The 13,220-nt window shown below is 45.4% G+C and carries 13 protein-coding genes and 2 tRNA genes; 6 read left to right on the top strand and 9 right to left on the bottom strand.

Annotation, left to right across the window (positions count from 1 at the left end):
- Position 1: 1 nt before the first annotated feature.
- Positions 2-1,996 carry a transketolase gene (gene tkt, locus DES40_RS03290; RefSeq protein ID WP_121099129.1) on the bottom strand — a complete coding sequence of 665 codons (1,995 nt, stop codon included), beginning with the start codon at positions 1,994-1,996 and terminating at the stop codon, positions 2-4.
- Positions 1,997-2,283: 287 nt separating this feature from the next.
- Between tkt and DES40_RS03280 the strand changes: the two genes are divergently transcribed.
- The 4 genes from DES40_RS03280 to DES40_RS03265 all read left to right on the top strand — a co-directional run bounded on the left by DES40_RS03280 (position 2,284) and on the right by DES40_RS03265 (position 5,504).
- A tRNA-Phe gene (locus DES40_RS03280) sits at positions 2,284-2,359 on the top strand.
- Between the two features lie 213 nt (positions 2,360-2,572).
- Positions 2,573-3,844 (top strand): Y-family DNA polymerase, encoded by a 1,272-nt coding sequence (locus DES40_RS03275; protein WP_121099127.1) that lies wholly within the window; start codon positions 2,573-2,575, stop codon positions 3,842-3,844.
- A gap of 375 nt (positions 3,845-4,219) precedes the next feature.
- A complete protein-coding gene (locus tag DES40_RS03270) occupies positions 4,220-4,645 on the top strand; it encodes a DM13 domain-containing protein (protein WP_121099126.1) in 426 nt (141 codons plus the stop codon).
- A 46-nt stretch (positions 4,646-4,691) separates the two neighbouring features.
- The gene (locus DES40_RS03265) at positions 4,692-5,504 is read left to right on the top strand and encodes a glycerophosphodiester phosphodiesterase (protein ID WP_121099125.1); all 813 of its coding nucleotides are present in this window, start codon (positions 4,692-4,694) and stop codon (positions 5,502-5,504) included.
- Between the two features lie 3 nt (positions 5,505-5,507).
- Here DES40_RS03265 and DES40_RS03260 read toward each other — a convergent pair whose 3' ends face one another.
- The 8 genes from DES40_RS03260 to murA form a co-directional block, all read right to left on the bottom strand.
- The gene (locus DES40_RS03260) at positions 5,508-5,672 is read right to left on the bottom strand and encodes a DNA gyrase inhibitor YacG (RefSeq protein ID WP_121099124.1); all 165 of its coding nucleotides are present in this window, start codon (positions 5,670-5,672) and stop codon (positions 5,508-5,510) included.
- 1 nt (position 5,673) lies between these two features.
- The gene (locus DES40_RS03255) at positions 5,674-6,696 is read right to left on the bottom strand and encodes a ribonuclease E/G (RefSeq protein ID WP_121099123.1); all 1,023 of its coding nucleotides are present in this window, start codon (positions 6,694-6,696) and stop codon (positions 5,674-5,676) included.
- Positions 6,693-7,265, bottom strand: coding sequence for a Maf family protein (locus DES40_RS03250; RefSeq protein ID WP_121099122.1), 573 nt, complete (start codon positions 7,263-7,265; stop codon positions 6,693-6,695). Before DES40_RS03250 ends, DES40_RS03255 begins: the two co-directional genes overlap by 4 nt.
- 6 nt (positions 7,266-7,271) lie before the next feature.
- Entirely contained in the window at positions 7,272-7,490 is a 219-nt protein-coding gene (gene infA, locus DES40_RS03245; protein WP_121099121.1) for a translation initiation factor IF-1, read from the bottom strand.
- A gap of 85 nt (positions 7,491-7,575) precedes the next feature.
- Positions 7,576-8,010 (bottom strand): arsenate-mycothiol transferase ArsC, encoded by a 435-nt coding sequence (locus DES40_RS03240; protein ID WP_121099120.1) that lies wholly within the window; start codon positions 8,008-8,010, stop codon positions 7,576-7,578.
- Positions 8,011-8,012: 2 nt separating this feature from the next.
- Positions 8,013-8,513 carry a UPF0262 family protein gene (locus DES40_RS03235; protein WP_121099119.1) on the bottom strand — a complete coding sequence of 167 codons (501 nt, stop codon included), beginning with the start codon at positions 8,511-8,513 and terminating at the stop codon, positions 8,013-8,015.
- Between the two features lie 3 nt (positions 8,514-8,516).
- On the bottom strand, positions 8,517-8,948 hold the full coding sequence (locus tag DES40_RS03230; protein ID WP_170144863.1) for a DUF2948 family protein: 432 nt from the start codon (positions 8,946-8,948) through the stop codon (positions 8,517-8,519).
- A gap of 4 nt (positions 8,949-8,952) precedes the next feature.
- A complete protein-coding gene (gene murA / locus DES40_RS03225; RefSeq protein ID WP_121099117.1) occupies positions 8,953-10,221 on the bottom strand; it encodes a UDP-N-acetylglucosamine 1-carboxyvinyltransferase in 1,269 nt (422 codons plus the stop codon).
- Between the two features lie 395 nt (positions 10,222-10,616).
- On the opposite strand from murA, the gene DES40_RS03220 reads away from it, so the two are divergent.
- Both DES40_RS03220 and DES40_RS03215 read left to right on the top strand, forming a co-directional pair.
- Positions 10,617-10,691: transfer RNA gene (locus DES40_RS03220), tRNA-Thr, on the top strand.
- Between the two features lie 235 nt (positions 10,692-10,926).
- Positions 10,927-13,182 (top strand): hybrid sensor histidine kinase/response regulator, encoded by a 2,256-nt coding sequence (locus DES40_RS03215; protein ID WP_121099116.1) that lies wholly within the window; start codon positions 10,927-10,929, stop codon positions 13,180-13,182.
- The last annotated feature ends 38 nt before the right edge of the window (positions 13,183-13,220 follow it).

Raw genomic sequence — 13,220 nt, 5'->3', positions numbered from 1 at the left:
TTTAGCCTTTAACCTTAGACTTTGCCATTTCAACTATCGCTTCGACGGTTATGCCGAAATGTTCAAACAGCTGTGCGCCAGGGGCAGAAGCACCAAAACTATCCATACCAATAAATCCACCATCGCGGCCAATTAAGGCATCCCACCCTTGGCGAATGCCTGCCTCAATCGCAATCTTAGGCAGCGCCTTACCCAAGACGGAACGAATATATTTCTCGTCTTGCTCTAAGAAAATATCCATTGAGGGTATAGAGACAATACGGGCTGATATACCTTGCTCTGCTAGCTGTTCATGCGCTTCGACCGCAAGGCTAACTTCGGATCCTGATGCGATTAAAACAATATCATCGGCTCCTGCACCCGGCCTGAGGACATAACCTCCGCGGGCACACATATTGGTTGAAGCATCATCTCGTATGGCGGGTAAGTTTTGACGTGTAAGTGCCATAATCGACGGGCTATCTTTGCGCTGCACGGCCAACTCCCAACATTCTGCAGTTTCAAGCGCATCCGCAGGTCGATAAGTATAGCAATTTGGTATCGCTCTAAGGGACGCCAAATGTTCCACAGGTTGATGTGTTGGGCCATCTTCGCCAACGCCAATAGAGTCATGCGTGGCCACATAAATTGACTGTATACCCATAAGTGCAGCCAAGCGGACGGAAGGACGACAATAATCCATAAATACCATGAATAGGCCAGAATACGGTAAAATACCGCCATGCAACGCCATACCATTCATAGCCGCCGCCATGCCATGCTCACGGATGCCATAATTTATGTAACGCCCCCCGTAATTTCCGGCTTGGATTTCATTCGAAGTTGCAGGCGTTTTTGTTTTATTTGACCCTTCCAGATCTGCTGAACCAGATATCATATCTGTCAGGGCTTCTGTGAGTGGAATCAAAGCCTTACCCGAAGAAGCACGAGTCGCCATGGTCGGCTTTTCTACGGCAATACTGTCTTTGTAGCTTTGGAACTTTTCGAGCCACCCTTCATTTAAGCCACCTGCCATAGACCGCTTAAAGTCGTCGGCCTGTTTTGATGCATTGAGCCGCTCTTCCCAGGCTTTATGGGCCTTACGGCCTTTGCGGCCAGGACGTTTCCAAAGGCTGTATACATCGCTAGGGATCTCAAATGGAGCGTGAGGCCAGCCGCGTGCGTCACGCGTCGCTTGAATTTCATCATCTCCTAATGGTGATCCATGAGCTTTGTTTGTTCCTTCTTTATTAGGGGCACCTTTCCCAATTGCCGTTTTACAGGCAATAAGGGTTGGAACATCAGATTTATGTGCCCGCCGCACAGCATTGGCAATTTGCGTTGGGTTATGACCATCAATTTCAATAACTTTCCAACCACTTGCCTCAAATCGTTTCTTTTGGCTCGTAGAGTCCGACAGAGTAACTGGACCATCAATTGTAATGTTGTTGTCATCCCAGAAGACGATCAATTTGTTTAGCTTCAAGTGGCCAGCCAGAGAGATAGCCTCTTGACTGATCCCTTCCATTAGGCAGCCATCTCCTGCAATGACATAAGTGTAGTGATTAACAAGGTCATCGCTATAGCGCGCATTCAAATGACGTTCAGCCAAAGCAAAACCAACAGCATTGGAAATCCCCTGCCCCAATGGACCCGTTGTTGTTTCCACACCAGGTACATGGCCATATTCCGGATGGCCCGCTGTAATTGAGCCTAATTGACGGAAGTTTTTAATCTGATCCATCGTCACAGCTTTATATCCTGTCAGGTGCAACAAGCTATAAATCAACATTGAACCATGTCCGGCCGACAGAATAAACCGATCTCGGTCAGCCCAATTTGGTGCTTTTGGGTCAAACTTTAAAAACTTAGAAAACAGAACTGTAGCAACATCTGCCATTCCCATTGGCATGCCTGGATGGCCAGAGTTCGCCTTTTGAACGGCATCCATAGACAAGGCGGCAATGGCATTTGCCATGTCTCTATGTTCACGTTGAGATTTAGAAAGTTCAGTCATTTCGCACCTGGAAAAATAAAAAGAGATTCGTTTAGGTAAATACCCTGCGTCAATGTCACAGTCTGTTATAAATTACCAACTTCGGTTTGTGTTTTTTCAATCTTATAAATAGTTAGCGCTAACATAACTAGAAATAAAGGAGATTCATGGGTGAAATCATGTTTTCTTGCTGAAAAAGCCTTATGTGAAAATATAAAGAAATAACACAAAATTGGGCATGGACAGAGGAAAACCCATTCCCTATAAGGCGCTTCGATTTGAAAGTGAGACATTCATTTTCATTCAATGCCCGAATAGCTCAGTTGGTAGAGCAACGGATTGAAAATCCGTGTGTCCCTGGTTCAAATCCAGGTTCGGGCACCATTTCCTCTCCTTTCATATTACTTTAGCTTTTACTATATTGATCGCTTTTGCCCTCACTTGCGGCGCATTAACTTGAGTATTTAGTTAGCTCTAATTTTTATTCTAAATTTATGCGGTTCCTGTATAAAATTTGGTGGCACTAAAGTTACACACAGGAACAAAGCCTTTTTGTTCTTGCAATGTTCCCGGCCCTTGCAATAGGAAAGTTTTCCTATGAGAAGTGTTGCTAACATTGAAAGCCTCTATCTGGACTTTGACGGGTTCTTTGCGTCGGTCGAACAGCAATGCAATTCGCTATTGCGCGGACGCCCTGTAGGGGTTGTCGCTTTTGAAGGGGCCACAAAGCCAGACCATCGCGGTATTTACCCAGGCGCAATGATTGCGTGCTCTAAAGAGGCCAAGGCTGCAGGCCTTACCAATGTCATGAAATCCCAAGAAGCGAAAGAGCGTTGTCCCGAACTCATTCTCGTTGCCCAAAAGCCAGACCTTTACCGCCGTGCCCAAGACGCGCTCTTGAATGAAATTGAGAGAGTCATACCCATTGATAAGCGAAAATCAATTGATGAGATTACCTGCATCGTTGATGCGGGCGGGCAGCGTGACCCTGAAAGCTTAGCACAAGCTATCAAAACTCGCATAAGGCAGGCCATAGGCGAACAAATTACCTGCTCTATTGGTATGAGTGCCAATCGTATGTTGTCCAAAATTGCCTGTAAGCTCGACAAACCCAACGGACTAACGATCTTACATCCTCATGACTTGCCAGGGCCCTTACTCTCTCTGTCTTTTGATGACATTCCTGGCATTGGCCCAGGCAATATACGCCGGCTGTATTCAGCAGGAATCGTGAATATGACACGGCTCTGGGAGAGCGAGCCCAAGCAAATCAGAAAACTCTGGGGTAATGTGAATGGTGAGCGGCTTTGGTATGCTCTTCACGGTTATGATGTCAAAGCCCAACCTTCTAAGCGCGGTATGTTTGGGCATTCCCGTATTCTCCCTCCTGATGAGCGGGCCGTACCTGATGTGAGAGCTTTTAGCCGTATCTTACTCACCAAAGCCGCCAGGCGGATGCGCAGAGATGGGTTTAGGGCGGCTGGACTTTATTTTACAGCTGCCCTTTATAATCGCACCTATCGGGATAGCCTCTCCTTACCCCATGTCTCAGACGACCAAGCTATATTAGGAGCCTTAATGAAATTATGGGAGCGCGCAGCATCCGTCATCAATGAATGTGATCGTATTTATCAAATCGGAGTTGTGCTTGTTGACCTCTACGATGTTCAAGAACGACAGCTCGATCTCTTACATTATGACGACAGCACTCGGCAAAGATGGGAAGTGCTAACCCGTACAACGGACGACTTAAACAGACGGTTTGGAAGAACAGCCATATCCCTTGGTCCATGGCCCATGAAAGCCGGCTCTCTAGCAGGCGGTAAAATCTCTTTCACACGCATACCAGCAGCGGAGGACTTCTTTTGACACTCTCTTGGCAAAGTGAAACTCAATTACAAGATATGGAACCGCATGAGCGGCTGCATATCACCTGCCTAAAATGTTCCTATCAATGGTATCATGATGTGGATGAATGGGTGGGACACCCCTGTCACAAATACCTCTTCGTTGATGAGATAGCTAAACTCATCATCTGTCCGCAATTTGGATGCGGCTGTCGCAAGTTTAGAGTCGCTAAGCCTTTCCTAGGCGACACGGAGGCCTTTGTTGGGGGTATGCCTTAGTAAAACCGCTAACAAAGCAAACAATCGCGAGCCCCGCGGCAAAAACAGAGTTTTTGAACACCTCATTTTCACGGCCATGTGATTGGTGTTTGAGATATATTTGTGGGAATAGAAAATCATGAAAATTACATCTATTATCACAGCCGCTATTTTTAGCGTTTCTATTCTTTCAGCAGGAACTGCCGTGGCGCAAATAAACGCCAATACCGTTCAATCATCACAACATAAATTTGAAAAAAAACGATATAAAATTGACGGCACAGCCATGCTTTCTAAAAGCGAAAACGGGTATGAAATTCAATTTTCGGATGATTTTAAAACTAAAGGCGGCCCTGATTTGAAAGTCTATCTTTCAAAAAAGCCTGTATCAGAACTCGAAGGCGAGACTGTTGATCAAACCAGTGTTAAAATCGGCGTGTTAAAGTCTAAAAAAGGACAGCAAAGTTACATTATCCCAGACACAATAGACTTATCTGACTATGAAAGTGTCGTGATTCATTGCGAAGCCTTTTCTGTGCTTTGGGGTGGATTCGACATCCGTTAAACTCATATCCCTTTGAAGTTTCGCCTCGAACTGTTATGCCATATTCATGGTTGAATTTAGCGCACTCATTTCACATCGGTTTAGAGGCTTTACAGATAAGGAAAACACGATTGACGGGTTAAACGCAGCATTAGAGTTTGGCGTCAAACAAGTTGAATTTGACATTCGGGTCACACGTTGTGGCACCCCCCTAATTTACCATGATGAACATGCCAAAGACGCTCAAGGAAAAACGCATCACATTTGTGATTTGATGGCGGATGGAATAAATGCGTTAGGCGGAGACTTCTCTCAGATGCCAACAGCAGAGGCTCTCTTCAAAGCAATAGCAGACCATGCCAATAAAAATTGCACACTTCTTATAGACATCAAAGATGCTGGATTTGAAGAGGCAATATACGCCTTAGTCATGGCCTATAAGCTGGAAAACAGAGTGGTTTGGGTTAGCTGGCTACCCGAAGTTTTATATGCGCTCAACGATATCAAACCTGACCAACAATTATGCCTCAGCCATTGGTGCAGAAGACCGGGACGTAACACTCGCGCTATCCATCATGTTTTCTTTGCTCAAAAAGGTCATATCCCTCGTCCAGACAGAAAAGTAGTTGTCGGAGAGCGCTCTGGGTGGTTTGTGGATGGCCCGCTTCGTGGGGACTTAAGGCGTATTTTGACTCATGTTTGCGTGCCAGCTGGTCAAGTTTGGCCTGAACTCGTTCGGCAATATCAACGGGATAATATAAAAGTCAGCGCCTTCTCTTACACAGACGCGAATATATTGGAATCAGAAAGCAAGAAATTAAAACTAAACGACTATTTCAGCGACAATAAAGACTTATTTGATTATCTCATTGAACGGTAGGAGCTAGGCATCATTAATAGGATCAGGTGGCCGCTCATCGCTTGGTATTGAGTACCCACCTTTCAACCAACGACCAAGATCAACATCTGCGCAACGTTTAGAGCAAAAAGGTTTATACGCCTCTGAAACGGGTTTAGTTTTGCAAATCGTACACTTTGTTTCAGGCATATTATCGATCCGCTTGTACAGAAAAACCTTTAGTATCCACTACATTAATTTTATAGCGCGCGCCGATGCGCGCATGAAGCGCGTCATTCCAATCAATCACATTACTCTCAAGCCAAGACGAAATGCCGGAGTCGACGGATAAGGTTAGATTCGCTCCCCGATTGGCTAACGCCTCTCTTTCCAATTGCCTTAGCGCTCTAATGGCACGGGTCTCCGCCGTCGCCTCTCCAAAACGAGTGTTCATCAAACTATCCAGTGAAGGGTAGTCTTTGGAACGCGTCATCTCTAAACACCCAAATCGGGATAATGTGGCAAGTTTTACAATAGCAGGGTCATTTTCAAAAGCGCGCTCCGCGGCCTTCAAAAGTTGATTTCTATGTTTTGCTTGGCGTAAATTTGGAAAATCGATAACGATTAATCCTCCTAAACCTCTTAATCTCAGCTGCGCAGCAATAAGGTCTAATGCAGTTAGACAAACCTCTAAAGCGCTACCACCTTGGGCTTTATCAACATCAATAGCGAGGAGAGCCTCTGTTTGGTCAAATGTGACCGTTCCCCCTCCCTTTAGCGAAATTTTTCGTTCTGTCGCTTCATCTATTACAGAAACTGACGCCTCATCGAATGAGATAGCTTCAAAACGAGATGATAGTCTCTCCTTCAGTGTCGTTTTTTTCACCACCCCAACATCGCCTGATGTGATGACTTGAGAGAACCGAACACGACAGGCTTTCCCCTCACCAGCGGCTTGAGCAACTACGCCCTCAATCAACTGTCCTTCAACAAGCTTAGGCATTCCACGATTATTCGCGAAACTTACGAACCCACTTAAATTCGCGCCCAGTTTCAAAAAAGCTCCATTCAAGCTAGGTTCTAGCTGTGTGACGCGCCCAACATATATATCACCGGCTTGTGGTAAGCCTGCCTCGGTTTCGCGAGTTAAATGGAGTTCAACGAGGCGGCGGCCTTCATAAACGGCTGCACGTGTTTCCCCTATTGCCTCTTCTATTACGGCCCTACGTTTCATGGAGTTATTACCCCATGCTCTAAAAGGTAATGTCGTGTCTCAGTCAAAGGCAAACCGACCACATTAGAATATGAACCTGAGAGTTTTTGTATAAAGGCTTCAGCATAACCTTGAATGCCATACCCGCCTGCCTTGCCGTGCCATTCTTCGGAGGCAAGATAATATTCAATTTCTTGAGGCGACAACGTTTTGAATTTCAAACGTGTTTCTACAACGCGGCTTTGAAGGCCTTTATTGGGAGAATAGATTGCTATGCCCGTATACACTTGATGCGCACGCCCAGTTAGTCGCTTTAAACATTCGAGGGCTTGTTCAGGGGTTTCGGCTTTGGGCAATATTCTTCTGCCGACCCCGACCACAGTATCGGCAGCAAGCACAACAGAATCGGGTTCACGAGCGGCGATTACCGCGCATTTCTCGCTCGCAAGTCGTAATGCATGAGGACGTGGAACCTCGCCCAGAATAGGGTCTTCATTTATTTCCGCCGGAATTACATCATCTGGCGTAACGTGAATTTGTTTCAGCAGCGACAAACGCCTCGGCGAAGCGCTCGCTAAAATGAAACGCATGGCAATTTACTTAAAGCGGTAAGTGATACGACCTTTAGTCAAGTCGTAGGGTGTCATTTCGACAGTTACACGGTCACCAGCAAGAACACGAATACGGTTTTTGCGCATACGGCCAGCCGTGTGAGCGATAATTTCGTGATCATTGATGAGTTTGACGCGAAATGTCGCGTTAGGCAGAAGTTCTACAACCTCCCCTTCAAACTCAAGTAATTCTTCTTTAGCCAAATCTATTCCTTTATTTGATTCCCAAAATTGGGGGTTCGTGAGGCTATATAGGCATTTTTTACGGATATAACAGGGTTTATTACGCCTAAACGGTGTCTGGAGCCCCAAAATGACGGATTAATCTGGATTTTATGACGTCTCTCATCGCTCTGTAATTATTCATTATAGCCCGAACATCCAATGACCCTTCACCGGGATCTGGTAATGGCCAATAGAGGACTTCAGCTTTTGCACCTTCAAAATAGGCTTTTGCCGCTTCATTAGCAGCAGAAGTAAAGGCAATCACAATATCAAAGTCATTAGGTTCAAACGCGCCTAAGGTCATAGGTTCATGCTGGCTCATATCGACACCAATTTCAGACATAACGGATTGGACAAGCTGGTCGGCTTCGCCCTGGGATAAACCACATGATTTAACCTGATAAGAACTTGAATAATGTTTGCGCATTAGTCCCTCAGCCATTGGAGAGCGCACCATATTCATTTGACAGATAAAGAGAACGGATTGCGGCTTGCTCATATCTAATTCCGTCTGTGTAAAGCGCAAATCAGAGTAAACAGACGGCGCGATGTATTAAAGTCAATTTCTATCATATTCCGCAAACTATCAGTCAGCATCCGTGACCCTTCATTATGGAGCCCTCTACGCCCCATATCGATAGCTTCAATCTGTGCGGAAGTCGCCGTTCGAATAGCATTATGATAGCTTTCGCAAATCATAAAATAGTCTTTGATGACACGTCGGAATGGGACAAGCGAAATTTTAAAGCTCCCCCGCTCTCCACCATTTGTGCGGGTGACGTCTAAATGAAGGCGATTCCCATCCATCAACGACAATTTGACCATATAGGGGCCGCGGGAGCTCTCAAGGGGACGAAACAAATTGTCTTCTAGTAAATCAAATATTGCCACGCGGCGTTCGTGCTGCATTTCTACAGAGCTAACAGGTAAGCTTTCATCATCAATATGAAGCTCTGAGATATAATGCTCTTCCGCCGGGTCGATATGACTATCATCGACCATTATTTAGAGATCATGCTTTGGTGTAGATTTAGCGGGCCACGCCTCACCTTGATCAAGGAGCACCGCATCTAAACATTCAAGCTCTGCCATTAATCTTCCCCCACCTGCAAATTCCAACAGAAGCGTTCCGCCAGGCGCATCCCCTTCAACGAAGTTAAGTGACAACAATACAAGAAACGCATTGTCGTTTGAACGTTCTATGCCAGTGCTTTTCAGTGACAACACGCTGTCAAAGCGTAGACCACTAAAAATACGTGTTTTCCCCTTTGCTTCGCGACGTAGACGTTGCAGCCCTAATGTCAGACTTCGTTTTTGGGCGTCATAAACAATACCTGCCACACGAAGGATAGAGTCTTGTACGGCCCCAGATACAAGGTTTAAGTCTTCAACTGTGTCTGCCTTCAATCGAAGGTGTTGAACTTTAGGCATTGCCATATTTTTATCCATTATCAGGGACACGTTTAATATTCGCGCCGCATTGTCCTAATTTTACTTCTATATGCTCAAACCCTCGGTCCAAGTGATAAACTCGGCCTATATGCGTTTCTCCCTTAGCAGCTAAGGCGCAATTAATAAGTGAAGCAGAAGCCCGTAAATCCGTTGCCATGACAGGCGCTCCTCTCAATTGCTCAACACCGCGAACTACTGCCTCCCGACCGCGTACTGTAATATCTGCTCCCATTCTAGAGAGCTCAGGGCAATGCATAAACCGGTTTTCGAATATATTTTCACGAATGATTGACACACCATCTGCTAAACACATAAGCCCCATAAATTGTGCCTGCAAATCCGTTGGAAAACCCGGATATGCTTGTGTCTCCATATCAACCGCCCTTGGCCGGCCGCCGTCCCTTTCGATTAGTACAGTCGTTTCATCCAAACTAACTTTCGCGCCTGCTTGTGCAATTAAAGGCCATAAAGCGCCAAGGTGATCGGAGCGGATATTTGTAAGTCTCACAGAGCCACCGGCAGTTGCTGCTGCCAAAGCATATGTACCCGCCTCAATTCTGTCAGGAACTACAGAATGCGTAACTCCAGAGAGCTTCGACACACCTTCGATTCTAACTTCAGAGCGGCCCGCCCCAGTAATCTTAGCGCCCATTCCATTCAAACATGCCGCTAAATCAATAATTTCTGGCTCGCGCGCCGCATTGAACAATGTCGTAACCCCTGATGCGAGCACTGCGGACAACATGGCATGTTCTGTCGCGCCAACACTAATGAAAGGGAATGTGATATCTGCGCCTTTCAAACCTCCTTTGGCGGAGGCAACAACGTACCCCTCTTCCAATTCGATAGTTGCGCCTAATTGCTCCAGAGCTTTTAAATGTAGGTCAACAGGTCGCGCTCCAATAGCGCAGCCGCCCGGTAAAGAGACTTTTGCATGCCCTTCTCTGGCTAATAACGGCCCCAAAACATTGAACGTGGCACGCATCTTTCGAACCAAGTCATAAGGCGCCGTGGCACCATTCAGCTTGGCGGCATGAAGCGTCATTTCATTTCCTGCATCATCCTCTACCGCAACCCCTAGATGATTTAGTAGTTGCGCCATAGAGCGCGTGTCACGCAGACGCGGCATATTTGTGAGTGTAACCTTTTGGTCGGTCAGAAGCGACACCGCCATTAACTTGATAGCAGAGTTTTTTGCCCCGCTAATTGCAATCTCTCCAACCAAGGGAGTGCCACCATTAATAACGATTTTATCCATATGCTGTGCCTATTCAGTGAGCGTTTACAGTGCAACCCTCTTGTCACACCAAAGTCATATTTTCTGTAACGACACTTTCAGATTACAAAACATTACGGCATGAGGATGTTTTAAAAGTGACCAAGATAAGTCTCGCTGTGTTTGAAACGGAACTGTAGACTAAGGCCTACGGTCAGTCTAAACGCTTGTATCGTTGGGCTTTGGAGCAGACATTTTACGGGTCGCGGCTTTTCTTCTGCGTAAATTATCCCGCAAAGACTTCGCTAACCGCTCTTCTCTGGTCATTTTTTTACTGTTGGCCTTATCATTCATTTCACTATTCATAATCAGAGCGCATATGAGGTGCAAATAGTCTTTTCAATTTGAATTCACTCGGCTATAGCCACGCCTTCCAAGCCGCGGTAGCTCAGTGGTAGAGCGCATCATTGGTAATGATGAGGTCGGGAGTTCAATTCTCCCTCGCGGCACCAGATTTAACCCCTATCTAGTGTAGTAAAAGAACCCTTTGGTTCAGTGCATCCGCCTTCTCGTCTGCGAATGTGAGGTCGATTTGGCTTGAATGATTCTAATATTAGCCGGCAGTTATAGTGGTCAATCCTCCACAATAATCACAATACCTTAACGATAAGCCCAATTTAACGGGCATTTAACCGTATTGTTAACCACATCTTGTTTATTTGGCGTAATTCTGAAGCTGATTACTTCATGGGGACTTCGATGATTCTGTCAGGGAAAAACATTAAAAATCCATATAGTCAGTTATTAGGTAGTCCTGAAGGACCGAATACAGACAGACGCCAGTCAGCACGGCGAGCAGAAGATTACTTTTGGCTAAAGCGATTGGGTGATATGTCTAATCAAGCCTTGTTGATGTTCGACACAGATCTTAGTTTTGAGTTTGCTAATAAACTGACCCTCACACTTTTCGATTTTGATGAGCAAGAGCTTGCATCGCTTAACAGTTATGACGAATTCATTGAGCACTGCGTAAACCGCGGGGATTTTGGCCAAGGCGCTAAATCCACTCTGAAGTCACTGTCTACAGACTTAAAAGCGAAAGCGCGTTCACAAGAACCAGAAATGCGCGAAACCTATGAGGTCAGCACGCCTTCAGGTCGTAGGTTGAGCTTGAATCAAAGTTTTGGTCAAGACGGTCGAATGCTATTGGCTGTGACAGACATCACAGAAGAATATGAAAGTAAGCGTATGCTAGACCTGGCTATGAAAGTTGGGTCTGCTGGTTATTGGTCATATAATATTGAAGATGGGGAATGGAAAATCTCATCTAAATATCTAGGTAGCCTGTTCGGAAAAGATCGAATCCAATTAGCTAAAACCGAAGGCATTGCTCATTTAATACATGAAGATGACAGGGCGCATTGTTTACTAGCGTGGGAAAACTGCCTCCAAAAAGGTGAAAGTTGGGATTTAAAAGCCCGATTAATCTCTAAGACTGGAGAAACTGTCTGGTACAGAGGATTTGGCATTCCCCGTATAGCAGAAAACGGAAATGTAATCAGTGTTTTCTGTTATTATACAAATGTTTCAGAGCAAATGCTGTTGCAGGCCCAACAAAGACTCGCGACAAAGACGGCTCGCAAAGCATTGACTGCTAAAAATAGCTTTTTGTCACGCCTTAGCCATGAAGTTCGCACTCCTATGAATGCCGTTATCGGCATATCCGACGCTCTTATATTCCATCACTCAGATCCAGAGATCACACCAAAACTAGAGTTGATTCAAAATTCTGCTGAGAAAATTCTTCGTATTGTTGATGAGTCGCTTACTCATAGTAAGTTTGAAGAGGGCATGGTGACTCTTGATCCCAAACCAACAGATCCAAAAAAATGCGTCGAAAACGTCTGTAAGTTATGGGAGCTTCAAGCTAAGAAAAACAACATCACCTTTACATATCGTATTGACCCTAATTTACCGTCTTCAATTCTGATGGATGGTTATCGATATGACCAATGCGTCAACAACCTTTTGTCTAATGCCACAAAATTTTCTGAAAATGGCACAGTACAAGTTGTTCTCACCAAAGTTAGTAGCGGCGCAGGTCATGACAACCTTGTACTTGCGGTCAAGGATGACGGCATTGGCATGACACCTGAACAACAAAAACAAATTTTTGAGCCATATACCCAAGCGGACAAAACAATTGCCAGTCGCTTTGGCGGCACGGGTCTTGGCATGACCATTACAAAGCAAATCACGGAAATGATGGGGGGCACAATCAAAGTGAAATCTGCCCTTGGTCAGGGTGCCATGTTTGTTATTTCCATCCCCATGAAATCAGAACAGTCATTACCTGCCCCAACAACGGAAGTAGTGGCTTCAGAAAACAATCAAACCACACCTGAAGAAGTCGTTTCTGAAACATCGGCCCAAAAAAATAATGCCAGTCCGGAACCAGTATCACACAAACTCCCTGAAGAGGCAGAGGACAAAACGGCCACTACGCCGCCTTCGCCCCAAACAATAAACGAGGAGTCGAGTTCAAAACTCGTCGGTTCATTGCTGGAAACCTCGCAACCGAATAGGACCAAATATTCGGATATTAAGCTCCTCGTCGTTGATGACAACGCAACCAATCATATGGTTGTTGCCTCGTTATTAGACTCCGTTGTCGGCAGTATTGTCACAGCAAATGACGGTATGGAGGCTATAGAGACGCTTAAAACGCAGGAGTTTGATGTGGTATTGATGGATATTCATATGCCAGTGATGGATGGCATTGAAGCTACACTTTCTATCCGCAGTTCAAACGAGTCCTATTCAGATATCCCAATCATCGCCCTGACGGCCGACCCTCAATATCAACAAAAACGTCTCTGTTTAAACATAGGTATGGATGAGGCCCTCGCTAAACCTGTTAAATTGGCTGAAATTTTAGCGGCATTTGATTCAGTACTAGAACATGGAACCCAGAGCCTTCAGAAAGCCTCTAACATAGCCTAGCTAATTTGTAGAAAATCGTTATCTTGCCCATAATTAAG

The organism is Litorimonas taeanensis (assembly GCF_003634015.1).
GTDB classification, from domain to species: Bacteria; Pseudomonadota; Alphaproteobacteria; order Caulobacterales; family Maricaulaceae; genus Litorimonas; species Litorimonas taeanensis.
This window is presented reverse-complemented; position numbering and strand designations above follow the sequence as displayed.